30 protein-coding genes are annotated in these 25,917 nt (G+C 68.2%); 13 read left to right on the top strand and 17 right to left on the bottom strand.

The window, feature by feature from the left end:
* Positions 1-137: 137 nt before the first annotated feature.
* Both AC07WJ_RS16850 and AC07WJ_RS16855 read left to right on the top strand, forming a co-directional pair.
* Positions 138-1,454 carry an Nramp family divalent metal transporter gene (locus AC07WJ_RS16850; RefSeq protein ID WP_494935770.1) on the top strand — a complete coding sequence of 439 codons (1,317 nt, stop codon included), beginning with the start codon at positions 138-140 and terminating at the stop codon, positions 1,452-1,454.
* A 147-nt stretch (positions 1,455-1,601) separates the two neighbouring features.
* Positions 1,602-2,066, top strand: coding sequence for a hypothetical protein (locus AC07WJ_RS16855; protein ID WP_494935771.1), 465 nt, complete (start codon positions 1,602-1,604; stop codon positions 2,064-2,066).
* Positions 2,067-2,243: 177 nt separating this feature from the next.
* Here the strand turns inward: AC07WJ_RS16855 and AC07WJ_RS16860 are convergent, their stop codons facing one another.
* The 5 genes from AC07WJ_RS16860 to ku (AC07WJ_RS16880) form a co-directional block, all read right to left on the bottom strand.
* Entirely contained in the window at positions 2,244-2,750 is a 507-nt protein-coding gene (locus AC07WJ_RS16860) for a YciE/YciF ferroxidase family protein (RefSeq protein ID WP_494935772.1), read from the bottom strand.
* A 188-nt stretch (positions 2,751-2,938) separates the two neighbouring features.
* The gene (locus AC07WJ_RS16865) at positions 2,939-3,379 is read right to left on the bottom strand and encodes a DUF1236 domain-containing protein (RefSeq protein ID WP_494935773.1); all 441 of its coding nucleotides are present in this window, start codon (positions 3,377-3,379) and stop codon (positions 2,939-2,941) included.
* A 132-nt stretch (positions 3,380-3,511) separates the two neighbouring features.
* Complete coding sequence (locus AC07WJ_RS16870) at positions 3,512-4,282, bottom strand: exodeoxyribonuclease III (protein ID WP_494935774.1); 771 nt, start codon at positions 4,280-4,282, stop codon at positions 3,512-3,514.
* A 20-nt stretch (positions 4,283-4,302) separates the two neighbouring features.
* A complete protein-coding gene (locus tag AC07WJ_RS16875; RefSeq protein ID WP_494935775.1) occupies positions 4,303-4,899 on the bottom strand; it encodes a PRC-barrel domain-containing protein in 597 nt (198 codons plus the stop codon).
* A gap of 147 nt (positions 4,900-5,046) precedes the next feature.
* On the bottom strand, positions 5,047-5,907 hold the full coding sequence (ku, locus tag AC07WJ_RS16880) for a non-homologous end joining protein Ku (protein WP_494935776.1): 861 nt from the start codon (positions 5,905-5,907) through the stop codon (positions 5,047-5,049).
* A 149-nt stretch (positions 5,908-6,056) separates the two neighbouring features.
* On the opposite strand from ku (AC07WJ_RS16880), the gene ku (AC07WJ_RS16885) reads away from it, so the two are divergent.
* On the top strand, positions 6,057-6,887 hold the full coding sequence (ku, locus tag AC07WJ_RS16885; RefSeq protein ID WP_494935777.1) for a non-homologous end joining protein Ku: 831 nt from the start codon (positions 6,057-6,059) through the stop codon (positions 6,885-6,887).
* Positions 6,888-6,904: 17 nt separating this feature from the next.
* Here ku (AC07WJ_RS16885) and AC07WJ_RS16890 read toward each other — a convergent pair whose 3' ends face one another.
* Positions 6,905-7,174: a hypothetical protein gene (locus AC07WJ_RS16890; protein WP_494935778.1), complete on the bottom strand. Its 270-nt coding sequence runs from the start codon at positions 7,172-7,174 to the stop codon at positions 6,905-6,907.
* Between the two features lie 182 nt (positions 7,175-7,356).
* On the opposite strand from AC07WJ_RS16890, the gene AC07WJ_RS16895 reads away from it, so the two are divergent.
* From AC07WJ_RS16895 to AC07WJ_RS16925, 7 genes are all read left to right on the top strand, one after another.
* Positions 7,357-7,671, top strand: a complete 315-nt coding sequence (locus AC07WJ_RS16895; RefSeq protein ID WP_494935779.1) for a PepSY domain-containing protein — start codon at positions 7,357-7,359, stop codon at positions 7,669-7,671.
* 38 nt (positions 7,672-7,709) lie between these two features.
* Positions 7,710-8,270, top strand: coding sequence for a hypothetical protein (locus AC07WJ_RS16900; protein ID WP_494935780.1), 561 nt, complete (start codon positions 7,710-7,712; stop codon positions 8,268-8,270).
* Between the two features lie 228 nt (positions 8,271-8,498).
* Positions 8,499-8,690, top strand: a complete 192-nt coding sequence (locus AC07WJ_RS16905; protein WP_494935781.1) for a CsbD family protein — start codon at positions 8,499-8,501, stop codon at positions 8,688-8,690.
* Positions 8,691-8,881: 191 nt separating this feature from the next.
* A complete protein-coding gene (locus tag AC07WJ_RS16910) occupies positions 8,882-9,874 on the top strand; it encodes an SDR family oxidoreductase (RefSeq protein WP_494935782.1) in 993 nt (330 codons plus the stop codon).
* A gap of 36 nt (positions 9,875-9,910) precedes the next feature.
* A complete protein-coding gene (locus tag AC07WJ_RS16915) occupies positions 9,911-11,020 on the top strand; it encodes a DNA topoisomerase IB (protein WP_494935783.1) in 1,110 nt (369 codons plus the stop codon).
* Positions 11,010-12,260, top strand: a complete 1,251-nt coding sequence (locus tag AC07WJ_RS16920; RefSeq protein WP_494936244.1) for an NAD(P)/FAD-dependent oxidoreductase — start codon at positions 11,010-11,012, stop codon at positions 12,258-12,260. Before AC07WJ_RS16915 ends, AC07WJ_RS16920 begins: the two co-directional genes overlap by 11 nt.
* Before the next feature lie 105 nt (positions 12,261-12,365).
* Complete coding sequence (locus tag AC07WJ_RS16925; protein ID WP_494935784.1) at positions 12,366-13,460, top strand: ROK family protein; 1,095 nt, start codon at positions 12,366-12,368, stop codon at positions 13,458-13,460.
* A 66-nt stretch (positions 13,461-13,526) separates the two neighbouring features.
* Here the strand turns inward: AC07WJ_RS16925 and AC07WJ_RS16930 are convergent, their stop codons facing one another.
* Entirely contained in the window at positions 13,527-13,709 is a 183-nt protein-coding gene (locus tag AC07WJ_RS16930; protein WP_494935785.1) for a hypothetical protein, read from the bottom strand.
* 238 nt (positions 13,710-13,947) lie between these two features.
* Here AC07WJ_RS16930 and AC07WJ_RS16935 point away from each other — a divergent pair, with 238 nt between their 5' ends.
* Positions 13,948-14,847: a transglutaminase family protein gene (locus AC07WJ_RS16935; protein WP_494935786.1), complete on the top strand. Its 900-nt coding sequence runs from the start codon at positions 13,948-13,950 to the stop codon at positions 14,845-14,847.
* Between the two features lie 35 nt (positions 14,848-14,882).
* Here the strand turns inward: AC07WJ_RS16935 and AC07WJ_RS16940 are convergent, their stop codons facing one another.
* A complete protein-coding gene (locus tag AC07WJ_RS16940) occupies positions 14,883-15,149 on the bottom strand; it encodes a hypothetical protein (RefSeq protein WP_494935787.1) in 267 nt (88 codons plus the stop codon).
* 159 nt (positions 15,150-15,308) lie between these two features.
* On the opposite strand from AC07WJ_RS16940, the gene AC07WJ_RS16945 reads away from it, so the two are divergent.
* Together AC07WJ_RS16945 and AC07WJ_RS16950 are read left to right on the top strand one after the other, a co-directional pair.
* Positions 15,309-16,010, top strand: a complete 702-nt coding sequence (locus AC07WJ_RS16945) for a DUF2161 domain-containing phosphodiesterase (RefSeq protein ID WP_494936245.1) — start codon at positions 15,309-15,311, stop codon at positions 16,008-16,010.
* A gap of 113 nt (positions 16,011-16,123) precedes the next feature.
* A complete protein-coding gene (locus AC07WJ_RS16950; protein WP_494935788.1) occupies positions 16,124-16,519 on the top strand; it encodes a hypothetical protein in 396 nt (131 codons plus the stop codon).
* Between the two features lie 48 nt (positions 16,520-16,567).
* Here the strand turns inward: AC07WJ_RS16950 and AC07WJ_RS16955 are convergent, their stop codons facing one another.
* The 9 genes from AC07WJ_RS16955 to AC07WJ_RS16995 form a co-directional block, all read right to left on the bottom strand.
* Positions 16,568-17,326 carry a slipin family protein gene (locus tag AC07WJ_RS16955; RefSeq protein ID WP_494935789.1) on the bottom strand — a complete coding sequence of 253 codons (759 nt, stop codon included), beginning with the start codon at positions 17,324-17,326 and terminating at the stop codon, positions 16,568-16,570.
* Positions 17,323-18,729, bottom strand: a complete 1,407-nt coding sequence (locus tag AC07WJ_RS16960; protein ID WP_494935790.1) for an NfeD family protein — start codon at positions 18,727-18,729, stop codon at positions 17,323-17,325. Before AC07WJ_RS16960 ends, AC07WJ_RS16955 begins: the two co-directional genes overlap by 4 nt.
* 141 nt (positions 18,730-18,870) lie before the next feature.
* Positions 18,871-19,410, bottom strand: coding sequence for a DUF4431 domain-containing protein (locus AC07WJ_RS16965; protein WP_494935791.1), 540 nt, complete (start codon positions 19,408-19,410; stop codon positions 18,871-18,873).
* 63 nt (positions 19,411-19,473) lie between these two features.
* Positions 19,474-20,298: an SDR family oxidoreductase gene (locus AC07WJ_RS16970; protein ID WP_494935792.1), complete on the bottom strand. Its 825-nt coding sequence runs from the start codon at positions 20,296-20,298 to the stop codon at positions 19,474-19,476.
* Positions 20,299-20,455: 157 nt separating this feature from the next.
* Complete coding sequence (locus AC07WJ_RS16975) at positions 20,456-21,658, bottom strand: CaiB/BaiF CoA transferase family protein (protein ID WP_494935793.1); 1,203 nt, start codon at positions 21,656-21,658, stop codon at positions 20,456-20,458.
* Positions 21,659-22,052: 394 nt separating this feature from the next.
* Positions 22,053-22,670 carry an NADPH-dependent FMN reductase gene (gene ssuE, locus AC07WJ_RS16980; RefSeq protein WP_494935794.1) on the bottom strand — a complete coding sequence of 206 codons (618 nt, stop codon included), beginning with the start codon at positions 22,668-22,670 and terminating at the stop codon, positions 22,053-22,055.
* Between the two features lie 44 nt (positions 22,671-22,714).
* Positions 22,715-23,164, bottom strand: a complete 450-nt coding sequence (locus AC07WJ_RS16985; RefSeq protein WP_494935795.1) for a cupin domain-containing protein — start codon at positions 23,162-23,164, stop codon at positions 22,715-22,717.
* Between the two features lie 95 nt (positions 23,165-23,259).
* Positions 23,260-24,450, bottom strand: a complete 1,191-nt coding sequence (locus AC07WJ_RS16990) for an LLM class flavin-dependent oxidoreductase (RefSeq protein WP_494935796.1) — start codon at positions 24,448-24,450, stop codon at positions 23,260-23,262.
* 53 nt (positions 24,451-24,503) lie between these two features.
* A complete protein-coding gene (locus tag AC07WJ_RS16995; protein ID WP_494935797.1) occupies positions 24,504-25,838 on the bottom strand; it encodes an MFS transporter in 1,335 nt (444 codons plus the stop codon).
* Positions 25,839-25,917 lie beyond the last annotated feature (79 nt).

Consider the following 25,917-nt stretch of genomic DNA (forward strand, 5'->3'; position numbering starts at 1 on the left):
CCCCCCCCCCCCCCCCCCCCCCCCCCCCCCCCCCGCGGCCGGCCGGTGGAACGGAACCGGCCGCGCCACGTTGACCGCTCACGTCGAGGCGCTGGCCGGCCAAACGGCCGGGCACTGGCGCCGGAGGTCCGTTCGCGATGCGCCACGAGCCGGTCGAACAGCGCGATGCCGAGGCCCCCGGCGCCACCGATGGCTCGGGCAAGCCACGGCTGCTCGACATCCTGGGGCCGGGCCTGATCACCGGCGCCTCCGACGACGATCCGAGCGGCATCGCCACCTATAGCCAGGTCGGCGCCCAGTTCGGCTACGGCCTCGGCTGGTCGCTGATCGTCACCTATCCCCTGATGACGGCGGTCCAGATGATCAGCGCCCGCATCGGGCGGACCACCGGCAAGGGCATTGCCGGCATCATGCGCGAGCACTTCCCGCGCTGGCTTCTGATTGCGGTGGTCCTGCCGCTGCTCGTCGCCAACATCATCAATATCGGCGCGGATCTCGGCGCCATGGCCGATGCGACCCGGCTGATCGCGGGCGGGCCGCAACTCGTCTACCTCGTGGGCTTCGCCGTGATGTCGACGGTGCTGCAGGTGTTCATGCGCTATGAGCGCTACGTGGCCTTTCTCAAATGGTTGGCCCTGGTGCTGCTCGCCTATGTCGCGACCTTGATGATGGTCCATATCGACTGGGCCGAGGCGCTTTATCGCCTGATCGTTCCGGAGTGGCGTTTCGAGCCATCCTATGTCGTCGGGCTGGTCGCGGTGCTCGGCACCACCATCAGCCCCTATCTGTTCTTCTGGCAGGCTTCCCAGGAGGCCGCCGACGTCAAGGCGATGACATTACGGAAGACGCTCAAGAGCACGCCCGGCCAAGGCACCGTCGCGCTTCATCGCATCCGCTGGGACACGATGATCGGGATGGGGATTTCCAACGGCATCGCGCTCGCCATCATGCTGACGGCGGCGGCCACGCTGCACGGCCATGGGGTCTCCGCTATCGAGACCTCGGCGCAGGCCGCCGAGGCCCTCCGGCCGATCGCGGGCGCCGCCGCCGAATTGGTTTTCGCCGCGGGCATCGTCGGCACCGGCTTGCTGTCGATCCCGGTGCTGGCCGGGTCGGCCGCTTATGCGGTCGCCGAGACCTTCAGGTGGCGCATCGGGCTCGACCGAAAGCCGGGCGATGCCAAGAGCTTCTATGCCGTGATCGCCGTGGCGACGCTGCTGGGCGCCGCCCTCAACCTGTCGCCGGTCAATCCGATCCAGGCACTCTATTGGAGCGCGGTGCTGAACGGCGTCGTGGCGGTGCCGGTTCTGGTGGTGATGATGCTGATCGCGGCGCGGCCGGCGATCATGGGTGCCTTCACCCTGACCGGCTGGCTGCGCGGGCTCGGCTGGGCCACCACCGTCGTCATGGCCCTGGCCGTCATCGGCATGATCGCCACGGCTTTCCAGGGGTAGATGCGGCGCGCCGGCCAAGGCGGCCTCCGCCATCGCCCCCCGTTGGCCCGCATCCGGGCCGAAGCGGCGTCATGACACGAAAACGGGGCGTGGCGTAGAATGGCGATACGACGATCGACGGGCTTATTCATGAGGGAGGGGCGCATCATGGCGCTGCGCGGTTGGGCGACGTTCGCCTGGCAGGCCGATTATGGCCAGTTCTATCTCATCGACTGCGACGATTCCGATTTCATGGCGCCAACGGAGATCACGGCGGAAATGGAACGACGCAGCCTCTGCGTTCCGGCCACGGGAATCGTGATCTATACGGAAGGCAGCCTGCAGCAGCACATCCGTATCGCCATTCACGATCGCGAGCCGGATCACGCGCCGGTCGAGCCGATGAGCGGCAAGCCATGGACGCGGATCGAAACGGCGGATGTATGTTTCCCGTCGCGAAAATTCGCGATTTCGAGCCCATCGATGCCCCATCCGCTGCCGGCCGGGCCGGTCTTTTGTCTGGATGCCGCGACGGTGACGGCGCGCATCAGCTGGATGGAGTTTCAAGGCGGCCGGGATGACAGTGTCCCGGTCGAGCCGGATGTCATCGATCTCGCCTTTTGGGGGCGTTAGGCCACGTCGGTCCGTGCCGTCGGTCTCTGCGCTCTTGGTCGCCAGCCGATCCGCGGCCAAGCACCGGGACCGGGCCGAAAGCCGTGGCGGCAACCGCGAGGCCTTGGGGGAGGGCCGAACGCCGGACGTAAAAAATCCCCCGCGCCGGCGCGGCGCGGGGGCGAAGCCCAGCGATTGTCAGCTGGCGGCGCGCAGATTGACGCCGGCATTGGCGACCGCGGTCAGCTTCTTGTCGGCGGCCTTTTCCTCGTCGAGATTTTTCTGAAGCACGGCCGCGCAGTCGGCGCGCCCGAGCTGCTTGGCCCAGGCCACCAGAGTGCCGTAGCGCGTCATCTCGTAGTGCTCGACGGCTTGGGCCGCGGCGATCAGGGCGGCGTCGAGCACCTGCTTGTCGGCCACTTCGCCGGCGATCTCGTCGGCCTCCTTGAGAATGCCGTCGATGGCAGGGCAATCGACGCCGCTGACCTCGATCCCATGCATGCGGAACACCTCTTCCAGGCGCGTGACATGGCCTCTGGTCTCGGTGAGATGGGTGGCGAAACCGTCGCGCAGCTGCGGGTCGGTGGCCTTGTCGATCATCGAGGGCAGGGCCTTCACGATCTGGTTTTCAGCGTAATAGATGTCGCGCAGCGTGTGGACGAACAGGTCGTCCATGGTTTGAATATCTTTCGAGAACCAGCCCATGGCGGTCTCCTGCAGGTTTGAGGAATGATCGGGAGGGGGCGTCTCCGTCGGAGCCGTCAACCGAGCAACGTCGGCCTGGTCGTGCAGTTCCGGGACGCCGCGGTTTGTCCGTTCCGGTCAGCCGGTCCCGTGGAAACGGCGCGCAGGGACGGATCGGCCCGTGCCTGCGCGCCGCCGGTTCGATCGGACTATTCGATGACCTGAACGATCCGCCGCGTCCGCGGGTCGACCAGCACCGTCCGGTCGTTCACGATGGTGTAGCGGTACTGCACCTCGCCATACTGGCGCGGCACCTCGTAATAGGTCACGCCGGTGGCCGGCAATTCGGCGCCGACCACGACATCGGACGAATAGCGGTAGGACGGGTGATGGCGCTCCATCACATAGGTGCGGAACTGCGGACGCGAGGCCTCGGCGATTCCGCCGACGACCGCGCCGGCGACGCCGCCAACGGCCGCGCCGACCGGACCGCCGACCAGCGCGCCGCCGACCGCACCGGTCGCGGCGCCCGTGCCGACGCCCGGCGGGATACCGGGAGCCGGTGCACGCTCAGCGGGCTGCGCCAGGGCCAGCCCAGGCATCAGGGCGATACTCAGCACGGTCATCTTCGCGAGAGAATTGCGTTTCATATCAACCTCCTCCTCGGATTTCAGGCGACATTGCCTGGTTTGCATGGACTGAGGAGGAACGTCCCGGCGCCCGGGCCGGTTCGGGAGAGGTGCGAATAAACCGACGCGGCGGATACCGGCATTGCGTGTATTTCAACGCAGTTCGATCCAGACGGGCGCATGATCGCTGGCCCGGGGAAGGCCGCGGACCGCGCGATCGACGCCGCCCGCGACAAGCCGTTCGGCGATGTCCGGGCCGAGCAGCATGTGATCGATCCGCAGGCCGGCGTCTCGCGTCCAGCGGTTCCGCTTGTAGTCCCAGAACGTGTAGATCCTTTCCTCGGGAAACAACTGCCGCAGCGCGTCGGTCCAGCCCTGGCCGACGAGCCGGCGCCACGCCTTCCGGCTCTCCGGCTGCAGCAGCGCGTTGTCGGCCCAGGAGCGGCTCGGATAGATATCCATGTCGGTCGGCACGACATTGTAGTCGCCGGCCAGGACGACCGGCACGCCGGCCGCCTTCAGCGCACGCGCATGGCTGATCAGGCGCTGCATCCAGGCGAGCTTGTAGGTGAATTTCGGGCCGGGCTGGGGATTGCCGTTCGGCGCATAGAGCGAGGCGATCACCATGCCGCGAACCGCCGCCTCGACATAGCGGCTCTGTTCGTCGTGGCGTCCGCCGGGCAGGGCGGTGCGGGTCAGCACGGGCTCGGCGCCGCGGGCCAGGATCGCCACGCCGTTGAACCCGGGTTCGCCGACCCAGACGGCGCCATAGCCGGCTTTGGCCAGGGCGGCGGCGGGAAAGCGTGTTGCCGCGGCCTTCAGCTCCTGCAGGCAGACGATGTCGGGGCGGGTGGCCTCGAGCCAGGCGAGCAAATGCGCCAGGCGTCCGGCGATGCCGTTGATGTTGAAGGTTGCGATCCGCATCGCCGGCGCGGGCGCGACCGCTAGTTTCGATCGACGAAACGCGGCGCGGCCTCGAGCTGCAGCTTGGTGCGGTAGACAATGCCGAACATCCTGCCGGTGGGGTCGCGCATCCAGTTGACCTCGGTCCAGTCGACGGCGACGGCCTTTTCGCCGATGCCGAGGAAGCCGCCGACCCCAAGCACGATCTGATGGGCATGCCCGTCATTGGTGACGACGATATTGTTCACGTCGCCGATATTGTCGTGGTTCTCGCGGAGCGCGTTCCAGTCGGCCTCCGAAAGCGTCAGGATCACCACGTTGCGGGCGGGCGCGCGCGGGTCCGCCGGCGCACCCGGCGGCGTGCCGGCGGCGCTTGGCCGGTGGGTCGCCGCGTTGGCGGCGGGGGTCCCCGCTTTCGGGGCGTAAATCTTGGCCCCCAGCATGCTCGTGACCGTGGTTTCGCCCGGGCTCAGCGTGGTCGGCTGCGCCGGCGCGCGGGCGGCGGGGATGCCTGGAGCCGGCGTCACGGTCGGCGCCGACTGTGGGGCGGGGGCAGGGGCAGGCGCCGGGGTCTGGGCCTGAACGCCCGCTGTCAGCGCCAGCACGGCTGCCGTCGTCATCAGCACTCTGGTCAACATCGTCGCCTCCGGATTTTCAGGGGGCGGCAGCGTCGCCGGCGATCCCCCAGGATGACACAGGGAACGTCCCCGGCGATCCGAAGTTCCCCTGGCGGTCCGACCGGCGCAGCGGCGGCCTCTCGCGGCGAGGGGCGGGGCCTGCGCCGGTTAGCCGGCTTTCCGGACCTTGGGCCGCGGCGCCGTCGCTTCGGCCTTCGCCTTTGCCCTCGGGGCTTTTCGACCGCCGCGCGATGCACCCGCGGCGCTGGCGCGAAGCGCGTCCATGAGGTCGACGACCTTGGTGGCGGCCGGCGCCGGGCGGCGTTTGACCGGCCGTCCTTCCATCTTCGCCTTTACGAGCTCGGCGACGGCCGCCTCGTAGCGATCGTCGAAGCCGGCGGGATCGAACCGGCCCTGCTTGGTCTTGATGATGTGCTTGGCGAGATCGAGCATCTCACCCTTGATCTTCAAGGCGGGGATCTCGTCGAAGGCTTCCGCGGCCGGGCGGATCTCATAATCGAACTTCAGGGTATGGGCGATCAGGCCCGGGCCGTCCGGGCGGATCAGCAACGCGCGCACGCGCCGGAACAGGATGGCCCGGGCAAGCGCTGCCACCTTGCCGCTCGCCATGCCTTCGCGCAGGACCACGAAAGTGTCCTGCGACAGCCCGTCGGCCGGCGCGAGATAATAAGGCTTGTCGAAATAGACCGTGTCGATCTGGTCGCAAGGAATGAAGCTCTCGATCGCCAGGGTCTTGTCGCTCTCGGGCATGACCCTGGCGATTTCCTCGGGTTCGAGCACGACATAGCTGCCGGCCGACACTTCGTAACCCTTGACCTGGTCGTCGCGATCGACTGCTTTGCCGCTGGCCGGATCGATGAACTCGCGGCGAACGCGATTGCCGGTCTTGCGGTTGAGGATGTGGAAGGCGATGCGGTCGGTCGTCGAGGCGCCGGAAAACAGCGCGACGGCGCAATTCAGCTCGCCGAGCGTCAGATGGCCTTTCCAATTGGCTCTGGGCAACGCCATGACGGCTGTCTCCAAGGGACCCGCCAGATTCAACGCCGTCGCCGGCGTCATGTTCCCGGCGCGGCCCGGCGGCGCGGAACTGCCGAAGGGCCTCGGGCGTTGAACGGGGGATCGCAGCCGCGCCTGCACCTGTCGACAGCGAGCCGACCATGGCACCAAGATCGTTCTGGAAGGGCTACCTCAAACTGTCCCTGGTCACCTGTCCGGTGGCGATGGTGCCGGCGACGACCGAGGGCGACAAGGTGCGCTTCCATACGCTCGACCGGGCGACCGGTCACCGGGTCGAGAGCCGCTACGTCGACAGCGTCACCGGCAAGCCGGTCGACGACGATGACGAGGTCAAGGGTTACCAGACCGGTGCCGAAGACTATGTCATGCTGGAAGACGACGAACTCGACGACGTCGCGCTGGACAGCACGCGGACGATCGACATCGACACCTTCGTCGAACGGAGCTCGATCGCCTGGATCTATCAGGATCAGCCGCATTATCTGGTGCCCAACGGGCGGGTTGGCGAGGAGGCCTTTTCGGTGATCCGCGACGCCATGCGGGCCACCGGCATGGTCGGCATTTCCCGGCTGGTCCTGTATCGGCGCGAGCGCGCGGTGATGCTGGAGCCGCGCGATGCCGGCATCGTGCTGTGGACGCTGCGCTATGGCGACGAGGTGCGCGACATCGAGGATTATGTCGGCGGCATCGAGGCCGGCAAGCCGGCGCGCGAGATGATGACCATGATCAGGACGCTGATCGCCAGGCGCACCACGGATTGGGATCCGGACATGGTCAAAGATCCGGTTCAGAAGGAGCTGCTGCGGCTGATCCGTTCGAAGAAAAAGCGCACGGCGCCGAAAGCCGCCGATCCGGCAGGCGCCACGGCGCGCCGGCAGCCCGGTAACGTCGTCAACCTGTTCGATGCGTTGAAGAAGAGCCTGCAGGCGGAACCGGCGCGCGGCGGCAAGACCCGGTCGAAACGCCGCTGACCCGCCTCGGAGGCGTTTCAGCGCGGCGCCCGCAGGACCTTGCCGGTGCTGTCGGCGAAAGCCGGCCGCTTCACCGCGTAGGCGCGGCAGAACAATTCGCCGCGCTCGGTCAGGCGCATGTGGCGGCTCCGGACCTCGATCAACCCGAAGCTCTTCATTCGCGCGATCATCGCGGCATCGACCACCCGTACGACGCCGGTGGAGACGTCGAGAAGGAAGCGCTTCTCGAGCTCGCCGAGGTCTTCAGGTTGGACTTCAAGGGGGTGAAAAAGAGGACTTTCAGCCATCCGGCCTCCCATTGCGCTGGTGTGGTTGATTGTCAGTCCCAACCGATGGAATGACCGGCCGTTCCGCGACAGGTGCGTTTTTGTTCCCGGGCCCGCTCGCGGGCCGATTGTGGCTCTGGCCGGAACCGCTCGTTCCGGTAGGGCGTTTCCTTGGCGACGATCCAGACCCAAGGAGACCATCGATGTCCCGGAAAATTCTGACCGCCCTCGTGTTGTCGATCGGCATGATCGGCGGCGCGTTCGCCCAGGCTCCGGCGCCCGGCACCACCGGTTCGCCGCCGCCCAGCGCACCGCCCGCCATCAATGTGGCGCCGCTGGAGAACGGCGCCAACAGCTTCACCGAAGCGCAGGCGCGCGCGCGCCTGGAGCAGGCCGGACTTGCCGGCATCGGCGAGCTGAAGAAGGACGATCAGGGCATCTGGCGCGGCCGCGCCACGCGCAACGGCGCGGCGGTGGCGGTCGGGGTCGATTTCCGCGGCAATATCAGCGTGCAGTGAGCTGCTCGCCAACCCATTCACATCTCGAGGAGATGATCATGACCACGGTAGTTTCGGCGATCTATGACAGCTATGGCGACGCGGTGGCGGCGGTCGAGCGGGTGAAGGCGGCGGGCATCCCGGCCGAAGACATCAGCCTGGTGTCCAACGACACCACCGCTGACCGCTCCGGCTACGGCGATTACCGCTATCCCGGCACGAATGAAGCGGCCGAGGGCGCGGGGACCGGGGCCGGCCTCGGCGCGGCGGTCGGCGCCGCCGGCGGCCTGCTCGCCGGCCTCGGCATCATCGCCATTCCCGGCGTCGGGCCGGTGGTCGCCGCCGGCTGGCTCGCATCGACACTGGTCGGCGCGGCAACCGTCGGTGTCGCCGGCGGCATGGTCGGCGCGCTGGTCGGGTCCGGCGTCGATGAAAGCCATGCCCATGGTTACGCCGAGGGTGTCCGGCGCGGCGGCACGCTGGTCAACGCACGCGTGCCCGACGCCGATCGCGGGCGCATCAAGCTGCTCCTCGATACCGGTTCCTATGACCTCGCCGGCCGCGACCAGGCGTGGCGCAGCGACGGCTGGACCGGACGTTCGCCACCCACGCCGCTCTGATCGGGCGGCTGCAGTCACGCACGGGAGCGGGCCGCCGACGAGGCGGCCCGTTTCATGACGAGGCGCCCGCCCGAGCGGGATGGCTGAACCGTTTCTCGTCGCATTTGTTCCCTGATCTCCGAAAAAGATCGGTGACGGTCTCGGCGCGAAAAGAGGAACCAAGACAGGGATATGGCGGTTCTATCGGCAGCGGCGCAGGGCCGTCTTGGATCAAAGGGATCACCGATCATGAGCAGCACCACCGACAAGATCAAAGGTCTGGCCAACGAAGCGGCCGGCAATGTGAAGCAGGCCGCCGGCAAGGCGATCGGCAACAAGGAAATGCAGATCAAGGGCGCCATGCAGGAGCGCAAGGGCGAGGCCCAGCAGGCGGTCGGCAAGGCCAAGGATGCCGTGAAGAAGGTCGTCGACGGCGCCTGACGCCGTCAATGAGCCCGGCGCCCTCGCGGCACCGTTCGATCAAGGCTGCGCCGGCGCGACCGAAAGGGCGCGCCGGCGTCGCTATCTTGCCCCCGGCAACGGAAAGGCCGGCTGTCCCGATGGTTCGCCCGCCGGGTCGCGCAAGAGCGGCCCGCGGCGCGGCTCGCGGTTCAGAGCTGAAGGAGCATCCGATGACCCGTTCGACCGACAAGGCCTATCGCCGTCTCGCCGAAGCGACCGCCGAGACGCATCGCACGATCCAGCGGACGGTCGATGCGCCGAAACCGGAGACATCCAAACGGGTTTCGCCGCGGCCGACGGCCGAACGCGACTATCCCTATCCGCCGCTGCCGCCGCAGCATCTGTCGAAACCTGGTCTTGAATCGGAGGTCGAGCCGCGGCCGCAATATGAGGCGCCTCATTACAAGGGGTCGGAAAAGCTGCTCGACAAGACCGCGCTGATCACCGGCGGCGATTCCGGCATCGGCCGGGCCACCGCCGTGCTGTTCGCGCGCGAGGGTGCCGATGTCGCCATCGTCTATCTGAATGAACACCAGGACGCGGCCGAGACCCGCCAGGCAGTGGAGGCGGAGGGCCGCGCCTGCCTGTTGATAGCCGGCGACGTGACCGATCCGGACTTTTGCCGACACGCGGTCGAGACCACGCTGGAACGCTTCGGCAAGCTCGACATTCTCGTCAACAACGCCGCCTTCCAGGAGCACGTGGACCGGTTCGAGGACCTGACCGACGCCCATTTCGACAAGACGCTGAAGACCAATCTCTACGGTTATTTCTACATGGCCAAGGCGGCGACGCCGCACCTGCCGGCCGGCGGCGCCATCATCAACACCGGCTCGGTCACCGGCTTTCAAGGCAGCCGGGACCTGATCGACTATTCCATGACGAAGGGCGGCATCCACGCCTTCACGCGCTCGCTGTCGGCGCATCTGGTGGAGCGCGGCATCCGGGTGAACGCGGTGGCGCCCGGACCGGTGTGGACGCCGCTCAATCCGGCCGACAAGGCGGCGCCCGATGTCGCGCAATTCGGCGCGAAGACGCCGATGAAACGCCCCGCTCAGCCGGAGGAAATCGCCCCGGCCTTCGTGTTTCTCGCCGCATCCGCCTGCTCCAGCTACATCACCGGCGAGATCCTGCCCATCATCGGCGGCTATGGCCCGGGCTGAGGCTGGTCGTTTCCACTCCGTCGTCGAGGTGTCGTCATGACCGAGAAGCAACGCCGCAGTGTTTCGCCGGATGACGGCCAGGCCGGGCCGTTGACGACGGGCGCGGCGCGCGACCTGACGATCCGCCGGATCCGTTCCGGCCGCGGCTTCCTGTACCGGGATGCCCAGGACAAGCCGGTGACCAAGGCGAGCGTGCTGGCGCGCATTCGCGCGTTGGCCGTGCCGCCGGCCTATGCCGACGTCCGGATCGCGGCGGACCCGAATTCGCATCTTCAAGCCGTCGGCCGCGACGAAGCCGGCCGGCTGCAATATCGCTATCACGCGGAGTGGGAGGCGGTGCGCGAGGCCCGCAAGGCGAAGCGGCTGGCCCGTATCGCGGAGGTGCTGCCGCGGCTACGCGCCGCGGTGAAACGCGACCTCGCCCTGGACCCCGGCGGGCGCCGCCAGGCGCTGGCCCTCGCGGTCGCGCTGATCGATCGCGCCAATATCCGGGTTGGCGGCGATGCCTATGCGCGCGCCGATGGCGGACGTGGCGCGGCGACCCTGCTCAAGCGGGATGTCCGCATCGACGGCTCCCGCGTCCAGCTCAACTTCCGCGGCAAGGGCGGCAAGGCGATCACCTGCGACCTCGACGATGCGGTCATCGCCAAGGGCCTGTCGGCTCTGGGCAAACTGCCCGGCCGGCGGATCCTGCAATACCGGGGCGAGGACGGCGCCGTCCGCAAGGTCGGTTCGGCCGAGATCAATTCCTACCTGCGCGACACGGCCGGGGTGGCGATCAGCGCCAAGGATCTGCGCATGCTCGCCGGCAGCGCGCTCGCGGCCGAGATCCTGATCAAAGTCGAACCGGCGCCGCAGGATCGGGCCAAACGGCGCCAGCTGGCGGCGGTGATGCGCGCGGTATCGGAGCAACTGGGCAACACGCCGGCGGTGGCGCGCAAGAGCTACGTCCATGCCATCGTGATCGACGCCTTCCTGGCGGGAACCCTCAAGCGCCTCTATCGCGCGACCGAGCCGCGTCGCAACGTCCGGCGGGTCGAGCAGATGTTGCGTCGCCTCGCCGGCCGGGTTCGAAGCCGCCGCCGATCGCACTCGGAGGCCCCTGCGCAGCGGCTGGAGGTTTCCGTCGGTGGCCATGGCTCCTGATCGCCGGCAGGCCGAGAGCGAGAGTTCGGCGCATGACGACCTCCGTGAGGGCAGGGCGCCGTGGACCCGTCCCGAGGTTCCACGCTTCGCTCCTCCGGGCGAGAGCCTGAAATGCGATGTCGCCGTTGTCGGTGCCGGCATCACCGGCTCGCTGACGGCCGAGCATCTCTCGGCGCGTGGCCTGAATGTCGTCCTGATCGATCGCGAACAGGCCTCGCTCGGCAGCACCGCGGCCAGCACCGCCATGCTGCAGTGGGAAATCGACCGGTCGCTCGTCGAACTCGGCGGCCTCTACGGATTCGAGCGGGCGACGCGCGCCTATCGGCTCAGCCTCGCCGCGGTTACCGGGCTCGGCGACCTCATCGGTCGATTGGACATCACCTGCGCCCTCCGGCCGCGATCGACGCTTTATCTTGCCGCGGGCGAGGCAGGGCCGAACGACATCGCCGGCGAATTCAAATTGCGCCGCCGGGCCGGGCTTCCAGGCCACCATCTCGACAGCGGGCGCGTGCACCGGTCTTTCGGCATCGATCGGCCGGCGGCGATCCTGTCGCCCGGTTCGGCGGAGGCCGATCCGATGGCGTTGTCGGCCGGCCTCGCCTGGATCGCGGGGCGGCGCGGGACGCGGTTCGTCGCCGGCGATGCGCAGGATTTCGACGAGACCGACCGTGATGTCCATATCGGTCTCGCCGACGGTCGGGAGATCGAAGCCAAGCACATGGTGCTGGCTACCGGCTATGTCATGCCGGATGTCGTCGCCAGCACCCTGCACAAGGTGACCTCGACCTGGGCGATCGCGACCCGGCCGCAGGACCCGGCCAGGCTCTGGCGTGATCGCGTGCTGATCTGGGAGGCGTCGGAGGCCTATCATTATTTGCGAACCACGGCCGACGACCGGATCATCGTCGGAGGCGGCGACGAGCCTTATAGCGACCAGGACCGGCGTCGCGGCGAGGCCACGCCCAAGCATGCCGCCTTGCGCGCCATGCTCCAGGCGTTCTGGCCGCGGGCCGAGGGCGACATCGCCTTCGCGTGGTCGGGTGCATTCGGCCAGACCGAGGACGGCCTGCCGCTGATCGGCCCGGCGCCCGGCCGGCGCCGCATTTTCGCCGCCTATGGCTATGGCGGAAACGGCATTACCTTCAGCTACATGGCGTCTCGCATGATCGGAGCGATGATCGCCGGCGACACCGCGGCCTGGCATGCGGATTTCGCCCTGGATCGCGACAGCCCGGGGTAGCGACGCGGTGGCCCTCGGCCGCGACGCGGAACGCGATCGGCCATGGCGCGTTGATCGCCTGCACCGTCCGCATTCCGCTCCGACGGCAAGAATGGCGCCCGCATCATGGCCAAAAGCGACGCGAAAACCCGTCCCAGCGAAACCAAGGCGAAGTCCGCCGAGCTGACGATTGGCCACGGCGCCCTGGAACTGTCCTCGGTGACGATCGACAGCTACAACCTGGAACTGCGCGACAAGGACGGCTTCATCGGCGACCGGGCGAGCAAGCGCGCCTTCGCCGACAAGCTCGACGATTTGCGTTCGCGCCTGCAGAAGGTCGATGCCGACCCGATGGGCGACGTCGCCACCGAGGATATCAGCAAGAAGCAGCTCGACCTGCACGTGACCGGCAAGGACGCCACGGCGGCCGCCATCGTCCATGGCGCGATCGAGGAGTTTGCCGGGGAACTGGCGGAGGTCATCAGGCGCTTCATGCGCACCAAGGGATGGGGCGGCGTCGAGCGGATTGCCGCCGGCGGCGGCTTCAAGGAGAGCCGGGTCGGCGAACTGGCGATCGCCAGGGCCGGCGTCATCCTGAATGCCGGGGGCAGCCAGGTCGATGTCCGCCCGATCCATCACCATCCCGACGAAGCCGGCCTGATCGGCGCCATTCATCTCGTGCCCGCCTGGATGTTCGCCGGCCACGACGCCATCCTGGCGGTCGATATCGGCGGCAGCAATATCCGGGTCGGTGTCGTCAGCCTGAACCAGAAAAAGGCCAGGGACCTGTCCGAGGCCGAGGTCTGGAAGTCGGAGCTCTGGCGCCATGCCGACGACAGTCCGTCGCGGACCGACGCGGTCGACAAGCTGATCCGGATGATGAAGGACCTGATCGGCAAGGCGGGCAAGGCCGAGTTGAAGCTGGCGCCTTTCGTCGGCATCGGCTGTCCCGGATTGATCGAGGCGGATGGCCGGATCGACCGGGGCGGCCAGAACCTGCCCGGCGGCAACTGGGAAAGCGAGAGCTTCAACCTGGCCAATACCCTGGCCAAGGCGATCCCCGACATCGGCGACCACGAGACCTTCGTAGTGATTCACAATGATGCGGTTGTGCAGGGGCTCGCCGAAATCCCGTTCATGCAGGATGTCGGGAAATGGGGTGTCGTGACCATCGGTACCGGGCTCGGCAATGCGAGTTTCAGCAACAAGGCCGGCAAGTGATGGTGGAGCGGGCCATGGCGGGCCGGCGGCGCGCCGCCCCTCCGGCCGCAGCGCCACCCCCCGCGTTCACATGCGGTCCGGCGGATTGGTCGGGTCGGCCGGCGGGATCGGCTGGGTCGGCGGCTCCGGCTGTTCCGGCTGCGGCGGGATCGGCGGCGGGATCGGGCCCGGAAAGGGTTCCGGGGCCGGTTGCGGATCACCGGCCCGCCGGATGTCGTTGTCGTCGGCATGTTCGACCCAATTGGCCATCATCATCTCCCTTTGCTCGTGGGATGAACGGCGCAGGTCGCCGGTTCGTTCCGGTTTCAGCCGAGTTTCCCGGGCCGCGAGCGAAAATGAACCCGGGGCCGTCCCGCGCGTTGCGATCGGCGGGCGTCGCGCCGGCGGCCGCCCGAGGCCGGGTTCCGCCGGTGTTTGCACGGCCCGGCCTTTTGCGGGACAAAATCCGGGCTGGGCCTGGCGATGCGCGACGATTGGACAGGGCGACATGGATCTTTCGATCAGGCACGTCACGACCTATCACTATGGCTGCCCTGTCGAATTCGGCCCGCATCGGCTGATCCTCAGGCCACGCGACAGTTTCGATCTGCGCATCCTCGACACGCGACTCGATATCCGGCCCATGGCCCAGGTCGACTGGATCCACGACGTCTATGGCAATCCGGTCGCCATCGCGACGTTCCAGGAGCCGGGCGACCAGCTCGAAATCGTCAGCGAGCTCACGCTCCGGCGCTACGGTTCGACCTTTCCGCGCAATCACGTGACGGCGCGCAGCGCCCAGTTCGCGCCGCGCTATTCCGACGGCGAACGTATCGTTCTGCAGCCCTTCCTGGCACCGGCCTCCAGCGATGACGGATCGGCGCTGGCCGACTGGATCCATCAGGTCCTGTCGGGCGATCCGGTCGGCACCGACCCGATTTCCCACCTGCTGAATGCGATCCATGCCGGCTTCACCTATGTGGTGCGTTATGAGGAGGGCGTGCAGGCGCCGGCCCTGACGCTCGCGCTTGGTTCGGGCTCCTGCCGGGATCTCGCCTGGCTGTTCATCGAGGCTGTCCGGCGGCTTGGTTATGCCGCGCGCTTCGTCACCGGCTACCTGCATGGCGACCTTTCCAACCAGGACGCCATGCGTGCGCCGGTGAGCCTGACCCATGCCTGGGCGGAGATCTTCATCCCGGAGGACGGCTGGGTCGAGTTCGACCCGACCAATGCGCTGGTCGCCGATCCGCACCTCATCCGGGTCGCCATGGCCCGGGTGCCCTGGGAGGCTTCGCCGGTATCGGGCAGCTTCACCGGCCCGGCGGGGGCGCTCGGCGGCCTGTTCGTCGGCGTCGACATCGTCGGACTGCCCGATGACGGGACGACCGAACATCCGCGCGCCGCGTGAACGGACGGCCGAAGCCCGGTCGTCCGGCACGCAGTTCAGAACCGGCAGACCCGCTCGCCCCAGCGATTGATCCAGCAGCGGCGGCGCCAGGGCGCCGGTGGTCCCCAGGGACCCGGGCCATAACCGTAATAGCCACGGCGCCAGGGGCGGGGGCGGCCCCAGCCGTAACCGTAATAAGGCCGCGGGCCCCAGCCATATTGCATTTCGCGAGGCTCGGCGGAGAGCGGCGCGGCTTGCGCCTTGGCGCCGATGCCGGCGACCACGCCGCCCGCCAGGATGGTGAAGAACAATCTGCGGTCCATTGCAGCTCCTCCTCGAGACCGTCCATCTGTTCCGACAACGTCAGCCATCCGGCCGGGTTCCGTTGCTCGCAGACCGATCCTGCTCCGGCGCGCAATTCGACATGATCGCGGACAGCGACTCATGTCTAACGTCCCCATTCGCCTGCGGAGATTCCAGCCCTGGAAACGTCACTCTACCTGCCGGTCAAGCGCTTCCTGGAGACCCTCGGCTTCGTCGTGAAGGGGGAGGTGGCCGGTTGCGACCTGGTGGCCGTCAAGGATGGTGCGCCGCCCGTCGTGGTGATCGGCGAACTGAAAATGTCGTTCAATCTCGAACTGGTGCTGCAAGGTGTCGATCGGGCGGCGGTCTGCGACGAGGTCTGGCTCGCCGCGCGCATGTCGGTCCGCGGCAAGGGCCGGGAGAGCGACGCGCGCTTCCGCAATCTCTGCCGCCGCCTCGGCTTCGGGCTGCTCGGCGTGTCGGAGGCCGGCGACGTTCACGTGCTGGCCAATCCGGAGGCGCCGGGCCTGCGCAAGAATGCCAAGCGGCGGTCGCGCATCGTCGAGGAACATCGCAAGCGCCAGGGCGACCCGGCGGCCGGAGGCAGCACGCGGCAGCCGATCATGACCGCCTATCGCCAGCAGGCGCTCTGCTGCGCCGCCGCGCTGCGCGAGGGGCCGCTTCGGCCGCGCGACGTCAAGCTGCTGGTGCCGGAGGCGCCGAAGATCCTGCAAGGCAATGTCTATGGCTGGTTTTCCCGTCCCGAGCGCGGTCTCTACGGCCTGACCGAGGCCGGCCGGGAGGCGCTCGTCCGCTGGCCGCAGCCGCAGGCCGCCGGCGAGACCCATCCGCCGCGGGATCGGGCGCAAGCGGTGCCCTGACCGGCCGGCGCGCCCGCGGTGGGCTGGCCGGCAGGCCGGGGGGTGAGGAACCAATGGGCTTCCGGCCGGTTGCTTTGTCGAGCAAAGGGCAATCCCACAAGCCGGAGGTTTCCATGGCCTATATTCCGTCCGCCATTCGCAATCAGATGCACAATGCCCGCGGCATGGCCGATGATGCCGTCGAGCGCGCCGGCGAGGTGGCCGGCCGCCTGCAGCAGGACGCCGATTATCTGACGCGCTATCTGAGAACCAATGCGGAGGGAATGGCTTCGGCCGCCAATGACCGGCTTCGTAGCTTCGGTATCGGTCCGGAGGTGGTGGCGCAGGCCGCCGGAACACAGGCGACGAAGCTGCAACGGCTGCTGTTCAAGCATGCCGGCCGCCATCCGCTCGGCGCCCTCGGCGTGGCGGCGGTCGCCGGGGTGCTGGTCGGCCTCTATTACGCGCGGCAATCGCGCGAGACGTCGCCGCGGGCGCCAGCCGTGCATCGGCGCAGGAGCGAGGACTGACCTCGGGCCGCCGCCGCCGGAATTCCGGCGCCGCGCGCCGGGACTTGGCTACTTCGCCCGGCCCGGCATCAATCCGTCGAGCAGATCCATCGGCAGCGGGAAGACCACGGTCGACGAGCGCTCGCCGGCGATGTCGTGCAGCGCCGAGAAATAGCGCAGTTGCATCGCCTGCGGTTCGCCGGCGAGAATCCGGCCGGCCTCGACCAGTTTCTCGGCGGCCTGCTGCTCGCCCTCGGCATTGATGATCTTGGCGCGCCTGAGGCGCTCGGCCTCGGCCTGTTTGGCGATGGCGCGGATCATCGATTCATTGAGGTCGATATGCTTGATCTCGACATTGGTCACCTTGATGCCCCAGGCGTCGGTCTGCTGGTCGAGGATCTCCTGGATGTCGGCATTGAGCCGGTCGCGTTCGGCCAGCATTTCGTCGAGCTCATGCTTGCCCAGCACCGAGCGCAGCGTGGTCTGCGCGAGCTGGCTGGTGGCGGCCATATAGTCGGCGACTTTGACGATCGCCCGCTCCGGATCGATGATGCGGAAATAGAGCACGGCGCTGACCTTGACCGAGACGTTGTCGCGCGAGATCACGTCCTGCGGCGGCACATCCTGCACCACCAGGCGCAGATCGACCTTCACCATCTGCTGGATGAAGGGGATCAGGATGAACAGCCCCGGGCCCTTCACCCCGCTGAACCGGCCGAGCGTGAAAACGATGCCGCGTTCATATTCCCGGAGGATGCGGATCGCCGCCGCGAGGAACAGGACGACGACGACCACGAGCAGCACATAGGCCAGATAGTCGAACATCACGGCACGTCTCCCCTGTGAGCGCCCGGTATCGGCCTGCGCCGGACCATGAGCGTCAAACCCTTGATATCGCTGACCTCGACGGTGTCGCCGGAGGCGAAGACCTCGGCGCCCTGGGCCTGCCAGCGTTCGCCGCCGGCGAAGACATGGCCTTCGGCGCCGGACCAGTCGAGAACCCTGGCGGGCAGCCCGCGCATGGCCTGGGCACCGGTCCGCACCGGGCTGCTGCGGGCGCGCCAGAGTGCCCCGGTGACGACCATGACGAGGCCGCCGAGCAGGATCGCGGCGCTGGCGACCAGCGGCCAGGCCAGGTGGGCGCCTGATGTCTCGCCCCGGAACAGCATGGCGGCGCCGAGCACAAAGGCGGTGACGCCGCCCAGGCCGAGGACCACGGTCGGATTGTAGGTTTCGATCACCAGGAAGACGAGGCCGAGCAGCATCAGGCCGAGGCCGGCATGATCGATCGGCAGCATGTTGAGGCCGTAGAGCCCGAGCAGCAGTGAAATCGTGCCGACGACGCCCGGCGCGACCACGCCCGGCGACGAGAATTCCAGGACCAGCCCGTATATGCCGATCACCGTCAGGATGAATGCGATGTTGGGATTGCTGATCACCTGGAGCAGCTGGATCAGCCAGCCCGGCGTCAGCGTCTCGACGGTCAGGCCTCGGGTCGAAAGGCGCTGCTGGCCGCGGCCGGCGACCTCGACCATGCGGCCGTCGATCTGTGCCAGCAGTTCGGTCGGGCTCGCCGCGACAAGATCGATGACGCCGGCCTGCAAGGCGCCGCCCGCGGACAGGCTGGCCGCCTCGCGGACCGCCTTCTCGGCCCAGTCGGCATTGCGCCGGCGCAGTTCGGCGAGGCTGCGGATGAGGGCGACGGCGTCGTTGGTCGCCTTCGCGGTCATCGCATCCTGGGCCAGGGGCGCCGGCGGACCATCGGTCTTGCCGTCGCGGCCGGGAGCGGGCGGGCCGGAGGGCGCGTTCGGCGACGGGCCGCCGATCTGCACCGGTGTGGCCGCGCCGAGATTGGTGCCCGGCGCCATGGCGGCGACATGGGTCGCATAGAGAATATAGGTGCCGGCGCTGGCGGCATGCGCGCCTGACGGCGCGACATGACCGATGACCGGCACGGGCGAGCCGACCACGTCGGTGATGATTTCGCGCATGCTGGTGACGAGCCCGCCCGGCGTGTTCAGGCGCAGGATGACAACCGTGGCGCGCCGCTCGGCGGCGGTTGCAAGCGCATCCTTCAGGTAGCGTGCGGTCGCCGGACCGATCGGGCCTTCGAGGTCGATCGTCAGGGCAAGCCCGCGTCCGCCGGCCTCCTGCGCCGAAACCGGTGCCGCAGGGGCTGCGAGGACAAGGGCGATCATCGCAACAAGAAAGGTCGTCAGCGCCACTTTCATGGCATGGACCTCCTGACGCGATTCCATATGGGGTTGTTTTTTCAGAGCTCCATAAGGGCAGTACCGATCAGGGACGGCTCAGGCGCAGCAAGGCCGGCCTCCATGGCGCGACAGGTGGGGCCGCGACAGCGGCCGCCGTTGTCATTGGCGTGCGGCGGCCCGCGCGGCGACGCCGGTTACGGTCAGCACGAGCGGCGCGCGATGGTGACCGGTGTTGGCGCCAAAACCATCGGTTCCGGTGATCGCGACATCCCGGCCGATGAAACGGCGAAGATCGCGATATGCGGCGCGACTTGCGGGATTTCTCTCATCGAGCCTGAGGTGAATGCGGTTGAGCCTGACGCGCTCCAGCTCCTGGTCGCCCTCGGCATTGACGCAGGTGACCTGGCGAAGGGTCAGGATATAGGCGGGTTCCGGGGCATCGCCGCTGCGGACATCCTCGTAGCCGGGCGGGCCTGGAAAGATGTGGTGGCTCAAGCGCCCGGTGAAACGCGATACCGCGGTCCCACCGACCTCGGCGCAAGGGGCCTGGCCCTGTGTCTGGGCATTGCCGGGGCTTGCCGACAGCAAGCCGATGGCGAGGGCCGCGATCACGGCTTTCAAGGTCATCCACGTGCCCATCGGAGGTTGAACCGGTAGAGATTTGTATCCAGAACAAAGAGGCAACACAAGGGCCGGCATCCGGCACGCGGGATCGCGTGCCGCGGGCGTCGGCCGGACCGGTCACCGTGTCTGCCGACAAGCTCAGGACGCCCCCGGCATGGCCTGTTCCATCGCCTGGTTGAACAGGCCCGAGCCCTGCAGGCCGATGCCGCCGTCGACGACGATCTGGGCGCCGGTGATATAGGCGCCGAGCGGCGAGGCGAGCACCACCGCCATGCCACCGATATCGTCGACCGTGCCGTAGCGGCCGAGCGGCACCATGCGTTTCCAGGTGTCTTCGCCGGCCGCGCCGCCGAGCCGCTTCATGCCCTCGGTGCCCTCGATCGGACCGGGCACGATGGAATTGGAACGGATGCCGTGGCGGCCCCATTCGAGCGCGAGATTGCGCATGAGATTGTCGATGCCGGCCTTGGCAGCGCCGACATGGGCCTGGAAGGCGAAGGGCAGGTAGGCCTGTCCCGCCGAGACGAAGATCAGGTTGCCGCGGGTTTCCTTGAGCTGGTCGAAGGCGGCGTGCGCACCATGGAAGGCGCCGAGCAGGTCGATCTCGACCACGGTCCTGAAGCCCTTGGCGCTGATCGCCTCGGCGCGCGCGACGAAATTGCCGGCGGCGCCGCAGACCATGGTGTGAACCGGTCCCAGTTCCTCGCGGCTCCTGGCCAGCGCGGCCTCGACGGCCGCGTAATCACGGACGTCGGCGACCGCGGTCGAGACCCGAGCACCCATGTGACGCAGTTCGGCGGCGGCGGTCTCGAGCCGTTCGGCGGTGCGGCCGCAGATCGCCACATTGGCGCCGACCGACGCGAAGCTCTTGGCGATGCCGAGATTGATGCCGCTGCCGCCGCCGGTGACGAACACGGTATGGCCCTTCAAGAGGGTGATCGGTAGATATTTGCTGGCGTTCATGGTCGCCTCCGAACGATCGAGGTCATCAGCACTGTCGTATGACGGCGATGCTACTCCATCGCGCTCGCGGCGACAGGCGATCGCGCGTCCGCCATTCGGCCGATCCACGGTCAAAGGGCACCGGCACGCGCCTGCCGCCCCTTGATCGCCGGCCCCGTCAGATCGCGCCGCCGGCGCGCAGGCGCGCGATGTCGGCGGGCGCATAGCCGAGTTCGGCGAGAATGGTCTCGCTGTCGGCGCCGAGCACCGGCGGCGGCGTGCGCGGCTCGGGATCGCCGCTGGCGAGGCGAAAGCCGGCGCGGACCACGGAAACGCCGCGGTCGACGCCCGGAACCGCGTGGAAATGCCTGATCAGCTCGCGCGCCTCGACCTGCGGATGCGCGAGCACCTCGGGCACGCTCAGCACCGCGCCGGCCGGCACGCCTTGCTGGTTCATCAGCGCGGCCCATGCCGCGGCGGGCCGCGTCGCCAGGGCGGCCTCGATTTCGACGGTCAGCGCCGCGCGGTGCAGCTTGCGGTCCTCGCGCCCGGCGAAGCGGCGATCCTCGGCCAGGTCGGGCCGGCCGACGAGCCGGCAAAGCGTGACGAATTGCTCCTGCTTGTTGGCGGCGATATTGAGCAGGCCATCGCCGGTGCGGAACGTGCCGGAAGGACTGGCGGTCATGTTGTCATTGCCCATCGGTTCGGGCTGGACGCCGGCGATCAGCCAGTTGGACACCGCCCAACCCATCGAGACCAGGGTCGCTTCCAGCATGGAGACGTCGATCTTCTCGCCCGCCCCGTCGCGCTCGCGCCGGAACAGCGCGGCGGCGACCGCGAAGGCCGCGGTGATGCCGCCGAAGGTGTCGGCGACGGGATAGCCGACGCGCATCGGCGCCGAGGCCTTGTCGCCGGTGACGCTCATGACGCCGGACAGGCCCTGGACGATCTGGTCATAGGCCGGATTGTCCCTCAGCGGTCCGTCCTGGCCGAAACCCGAAATGGCACAATAGACGAGGTCCGGTGTGACAGCCTTCAGCGCCGCGTAGCCGAGCCCCAGGCGGTCCATCACGCCCGGCCGGAAATTCTCGATGACCGCGTCGGCGGTCGCGACCAGGCGCAGGAATACCGCCTTGCCGGCATCGCTCTTCAGGTTGATCGTCACCGAGCGCTTGCCGGCATTCTGGGCCAGGAACGAGGCACCCATCAGGCGCGTGTTGAGCTCGGGATCGGCACCGAGCTGCCGTGCCAGGTCGCCGGTGCCGGGTGTCTCGACCTTGATCACGTCGGCGCCGAGCTGGGCCAACTGATAGCAGCAGAACGGACCGGCCAGCACATTGGTCATGTCGAGGATGCGGATATCGGCTAGCGGCAGCGTCATCGGCCGGGCTCCTGAAGCGGTAAGGCGACGCCGGCGGGCCGGCGCAGCGCATGATGCGGCATCATCGGGCGAAAAACCCGCGCATTTGCGGGCGGCGACCCTGCCGGCGGTGCTCGGGGCTCATCCCGGCGCCGGGGTGGGGCAATTGATGATTGGCCGCATCCATGGGGCGGCATGCCGCCGGCGGTCGCGGACAGGCGAGCGCGCAATGACCCGAACCGGCCGGATGTCCGAAACGGACCGCGCGCACCGACCGCCGCAGCCTGCTGGCCTCGGGCGTCGCCGCAGTGGCGATTTTTCGCTTCCTGTCCGGACCTGCCGACCGAAGGTCGCGATCTTGGACGGCGGCCGGCCGCCGCCGGTGCTTCGGGCCGCGCGCCGAGGCCGGCGCCGGTCACTCCGCCGCGTGTTGCCGGATCGGGCGCGGATGGCCGAGCAGCGTCGCCTGTGGCGCGAGCGCGATCGCGTGCCGGAAATGCAGGATCGCCTCGTTCAGCAAGGTCGCCGCTTCGGTCTCCAGGACCAGCCCGGCATCGCCGCGCTGCACCTGGCCGGCCGCGACGAAGGTGCTCTGGACGATATGGCGCGCGCCCATGGATTGCAGGACCGGCCGCAAGGCGTAGTCGAGCGCCAGGACATGGGCGAGGCTGCCGCCGGTCGCCAGCTGCAGGATGGTCTTGCCGGCGAAGCCGAATTGCGGGAGCAGGTCGAGAAAGGCCTTCAGCAGACCCGAATAGGCCGCCTTGTAGATTGGCGTCGCGACGACGATGCCATCGGCCGCCTCGATACAGGCCATGGCCTCGGCAAGGCCGGCATCGTCGGGCCTGGCGCCGAGCAAGGCCGCCGCATCGATATCACGCAGCCGGATATGCCTGACGGCGAAGGATGCCGGGGGCAACTGGCCGAGCGCGTGCTCGGCCAGTTGGGCCGTGGCCGAGGCCGGCGAGGGGCTGCCGGATATCGCGACGACCAACAGCTTTCGTCCGGTCTTGTCGACATGGCGCGCCAGCATCGGCTGCTCCTGTTCAGGCCGTGATATCGGGCGGACCGATGCGCTCAGGCGCTCGGCGGCGGCAGGAACTCGACCTCGTGCAGGGCGGCGAGCCGCACCACCTCGGCCGGATCCGGCACGTTGTGCAGGGCGTGGAACAGGTCGAACAGCCGGCGCGTCGGCGACACCCAGAACAGGCAGGTGGTGGTCTTGCCGGACCGGTTGAAAATGCCGTGGGGGATGCCAGTGGGCAGCCGGGCGAGATCGCCGGCGACCGCCTGCATGTCCTTTCCGTCCAGCCAGAAATCCAATGTTCCGTCGAGCACATAGACGAACTCGTCCTGGGTCGGGTGGATATGCGGCGGCACGAAGGTGTCCTTCGGAAAGGTCGCGTGCCAGGACAGCGAATTCACCGAATGCTGCTTCGGCACATAGGTCTGGCCGAGAATGTTCCAGGCGATTCCGTCGAGGCCGTCCTGGCTGCGGGTCAGGCCGGCGGTCATGGTTGTGGTCATGGTGTCTCCTTGTCGATGGCGTGGCCGGGCCGGCGGCGGATGGGCCGGCCGGACCGCGCGATGGCGAATTGTCGGGGCAGGTCCCGGCGGGCGGCCTATTCGGCCGCGACGCCGAGGGCCGGCTCCTCGGCCTGGATCTGGCGGGCCTTCAGCATGGGGATCACCTCGTTGGCGAGGCCGGTCAGGGTCCGCACGACCTTCCAGTGCGGCATGTCGCCCCGATGGATCTGGAAGATGATCCGGCTCGAACCGGCTTCCTCGGCCCATTGCTCGATGGTGTCGGCGACCGTCTTGGCGGTGCCGGCGACGACGCGGAACTGCTGGCGGATCTGGTGCCAGTCGAAGGCGCCGCCATGGCTCGAGGGCAGCATGCGGCCGTTGCGCTTCTTGAACTCGTCGAGGCTCAGATAACCCGGCGCGTCGATGAACCGGCCGGCCTTGGTCAGGGTGGTGAAGAAATAGCGGACATGCGGCTCCATCTCGGCGAGGGCACTCTCGTCGTCGTCGCCGATATAGACCATGCAGACGATCGGGATCTGGTCGGGCGTGATGGTGTGGCCGTAATGGGCGGCGCGTTCCTTCAGCGTCTTCTGCGCGGCGAGCTGGGTGGCGATCGGGCTGAAGGTCGAGGAATAACCGAAGCCGCGCTGGGCCGCGAGTTCGATGGTGCCCGGGCTGCCGGAGCCGACCAGATAGACTTTTGGGTGAGGCTGCTGGTAGGGCTTGGGCCAGATGTTCAGGTAGCGGTAATTGTAGAAGCGGCCCTCGTGGCGGATCGGGCCATCCTCGGTCCAGGCGCGGATGATGACGTCGAGGGCTTCCTGCTGGCGCTCGCGCGAGGTCACCGGGTTGACCGAGTTCGACCAGTATTCCATTGGCGTGCCGAGCGGGAAGGCGACCTCGAGGCGGCCGCCCGACATGACGTCGAGCATGGCATAGGACTCGGCCAGGCGATGCGGCTGGTCGAGGCCTGCCGGCGTGCCCATGACGCAGATCTTGGCCTTGGTGGTCTGCGGGATCAGCGCCGCCGCGATCACGGAGGCGATCGGCATCAGGCTGTAGGGCGTGTTGTGATGTTCGTTGACGCAGACGCCGTCGAAACCGAGCTTGTCGGCGAGCACCAGCTCGGAGAGGTAGCGCTGGTAGAAGGCGTGGCCGGCCTTGGGATCGAAATATTTGTTCGGGAAGTCGACCCATAGCGAGTCGAAGTCGTCGATATTCTCGGGCAGGTCGGTATAGGGCATGAAATGCCAGGCGTAGAACTTGGTATCCGGCAGGATCGGCATCATTTCTCTCCGTTTTGACCGAAGGGGTGTCTCAGGGGGCGCTCAGGCGCGCTTCAATCGCCGGCGGCGGCGGTCCGCGCCGCCTGGATCGTCATGGCCGGCGCGGTGACGGGCTGGCGCAGGCTGGCCGCGCGGGCCTCGGCCTGGAACCGGGCAATGGTCGCGGCCGGCCGGATCAGGACCCAGGCGATCACCGCGCAGACGGCCTGCAGCAGGCCGAGGACCAGGAAGCCCAGGGCATAACCGGCCGCGGGCGTCGTCCCGCGCTCGACCACCAGGCCCATCAGGTAGGGCGCGAACGAGCCGGCCGCCGAGTTGGCGATGGTCGAGAACAGGCCGAGCATGGCGCCGCGCTGGGCAACCGGCGTCACCTCGGCGATGACGGCGGGGCTGAGCGTCCAGACCAGGGTCGGCAGGCCGAAACCGATGGCCAGCAGCGCCAGCTGCAATGGGCCGGGCGACAGGAAGGTCATCGCCGCGGTCGCGGCCCCGCCGGCGACCAGGCACAGGCAGAGGAAGCTTGCCCGGGCATGGCGGCTCGGCACGCCGGCGAGCATCAGGCGCTGGGACAGGTAGCCGCCGCCGAGCACCAGCACGATGCTGGCGATCCAGGGCAAGGTGGTGAGCCAGCCGGTCTCGGTGGTGGAATAGCCGAGGCCGCGGGTGAGGTAGGGCGGCAGCCAGGCCAGCATGATGGTGATGCCGCAGGCGACCGCGAAGCCGGCCAGCGTATTGCCGATGAAGGTCCGGTCGAGCAGCAGCAGGCGATAGCTGACCGGCTGCAGGTTGCCGGCCTCGGCGCTCGGCCGGTTGACCTTGCCTTCGCTGCCGAAGATCAGCCAGAGCACCACCCAGGCGGCGGTCAGGGTGCCGAGCAGGCCGAAACCGAAACGCCAGCCCTGGGCGACGATGAAATAGGCGACGACCGGCGCGGCCAGCACGATGCCGAAGGCCGCGCCCTCCGAAACGATGCTGGTCGGCACGGCGCGACGGTCGTCCTCGAACCATTTGAACACGGCATGCAGCACCACCGCGAAGGCCGGCCCTTCGCCCAGGCCGAGCAGGACGCGGGCGGCCACCACCTCGTTCAGCGTGGAAGCCCAGAGCATCGGGAATTGCGTGGCGGCCCAGACGGTCGCGAGCCCGGCGAGAACCCATTTGGTCGGCCAGCGGTTGACCAGGAAGCCGCCGGCGATGCCGGCCACCGGATAGACCCAGTACATGGCGCTGGCCGCCAGTCCGAACTGGCTCGGCGTCAGGTTCAGGTCGCGCATCAGCGGCACCGCGGCAAATCCCAGCACCGCCCGGTCGGCGAAGGCGAGGATCATGAACAGCGTCAGCATGAAGACGATGAACCAGGGTTTCAGGCTCTCGCGTGTCGTGGGCATCGTCCCCTCCGGACTTGGATGTTCGGTTCGTTCGGACGCCGGGCGGTTCTTGAATGACCGCGTCCTGGCGCCGGGCTTT

The organism is Phreatobacter sp. GW821-FHT04C01, from assembly GCF_059420385.1.

Bases quoted from the DNA above. Each gene is read 5' to 3' on its own strand.
- AC07WJ_RS16850 (WP_494935770.1), top strand. From the start codon at position 138: ATGCGCCACGAGCCGGTCGAACAGCGCGATGCCGAGGCCCCCGGCGCC.
- AC07WJ_RS16985 (WP_494935795.1), bottom strand. From the start codon at position 23,164: ATGACCACAACCATGACCGCCGGCCTGACCCGCAGCCAGGACGGCCTC.
- ku (WP_494935776.1), bottom strand. From the start codon at position 5,907: ATGGCGTTGCCCAGAGCCAATTGGAAAGGCCATCTGACGCTCGGCGAG.
- AC07WJ_RS16920 (WP_494936244.1), top strand. From the start codon at position 11,010: ATGGCTCCTGATCGCCGGCAGGCCGAGAGCGAGAGTTCGGCGCATGAC.
- AC07WJ_RS16865 (WP_494935773.1), bottom strand. From the start codon at position 3,379: ATGAAACGCAATTCTCTCGCGAAGATGACCGTGCTGAGTATCGCCCTG.
- ku (WP_494935777.1), top strand. From the start codon at position 6,057: ATGGCACCAAGATCGTTCTGGAAGGGCTACCTCAAACTGTCCCTGGTC.
- AC07WJ_RS16990 (WP_494935796.1), bottom strand. From the start codon at position 24,450: ATGCCGATCCTGCCGGATACCAAGTTCTACGCCTGGCATTTCATGCCC.
- AC07WJ_RS16900 (WP_494935780.1), top strand. From the start codon at position 7,710: ATGACCACGGTAGTTTCGGCGATCTATGACAGCTATGGCGACGCGGTG.
- AC07WJ_RS16870 (WP_494935774.1), bottom strand. From the start codon at position 4,282: ATGCGGATCGCAACCTTCAACATCAACGGCATCGCCGGACGCCTGGCG.
- AC07WJ_RS16935 (WP_494935786.1), top strand. From the start codon at position 13,948: ATGGATCTTTCGATCAGGCACGTCACGACCTATCACTATGGCTGCCCT.
- AC07WJ_RS16905 (WP_494935781.1), top strand. From the start codon at position 8,499: ATGAGCAGCACCACCGACAAGATCAAAGGTCTGGCCAACGAAGCGGCC.
- ssuE (WP_494935794.1), bottom strand. From the start codon at position 22,670: ATGCTGGCGCGCCATGTCGACAAGACCGGACGAAAGCTGTTGGTCGTC.
- AC07WJ_RS16960 (WP_494935790.1), bottom strand. From the start codon at position 18,729: ATGAAAGTGGCGCTGACGACCTTTCTTGTTGCGATGATCGCCCTTGTC.
- AC07WJ_RS16890 (WP_494935778.1), bottom strand. From the start codon at position 7,174: ATGGCTGAAAGTCCTCTTTTTCACCCCCTTGAAGTCCAACCTGAAGAC.
- AC07WJ_RS16940 (WP_494935787.1), bottom strand. From the start codon at position 15,149: ATGGACCGCAGATTGTTCTTCACCATCCTGGCGGGCGGCGTGGTCGCC.
- AC07WJ_RS16965 (WP_494935791.1), bottom strand. From the start codon at position 19,410: ATGCCGGCCCTTGTGTTGCCTCTTTGTTCTGGATACAAATCTCTACCG.
- AC07WJ_RS16910 (WP_494935782.1), top strand. From the start codon at position 8,882: ATGACCCGTTCGACCGACAAGGCCTATCGCCGTCTCGCCGAAGCGACC.
- AC07WJ_RS16860 (WP_494935772.1), bottom strand. From the start codon at position 2,750: ATGGGCTGGTTCTCGAAAGATATTCAAACCATGGACGACCTGTTCGTC.
- AC07WJ_RS16925 (WP_494935784.1), top strand. From the start codon at position 12,366: ATGGCCAAAAGCGACGCGAAAACCCGTCCCAGCGAAACCAAGGCGAAG.
- AC07WJ_RS16855 (WP_494935771.1), top strand. From the start codon at position 1,602: ATGGCGCTGCGCGGTTGGGCGACGTTCGCCTGGCAGGCCGATTATGGC.
- AC07WJ_RS16970 (WP_494935792.1), bottom strand. From the start codon at position 20,298: ATGAACGCCAGCAAATATCTACCGATCACCCTCTTGAAGGGCCATACC.
- AC07WJ_RS16975 (WP_494935793.1), bottom strand. From the start codon at position 21,658: ATGACGCTGCCGCTAGCCGATATCCGCATCCTCGACATGACCAATGTG.
- AC07WJ_RS16895 (WP_494935779.1), top strand. From the start codon at position 7,357: ATGTCCCGGAAAATTCTGACCGCCCTCGTGTTGTCGATCGGCATGATC.
- AC07WJ_RS16875 (WP_494935775.1), bottom strand. From the start codon at position 4,899: ATGTTGACCAGAGTGCTGATGACGACGGCAGCCGTGCTGGCGCTGACA.
- AC07WJ_RS16995 (WP_494935797.1), bottom strand. From the start codon at position 25,838: ATGCCCACGACACGCGAGAGCCTGAAACCCTGGTTCATCGTCTTCATG.
- AC07WJ_RS16950 (WP_494935788.1), top strand. From the start codon at position 16,124: ATGGCCTATATTCCGTCCGCCATTCGCAATCAGATGCACAATGCCCGC.
- AC07WJ_RS16930 (WP_494935785.1), bottom strand. From the start codon at position 13,709: ATGGCCAATTGGGTCGAACATGCCGACGACAACGACATCCGGCGGGCC.
- AC07WJ_RS16915 (WP_494935783.1), top strand. From the start codon at position 9,911: ATGACCGAGAAGCAACGCCGCAGTGTTTCGCCGGATGACGGCCAGGCC.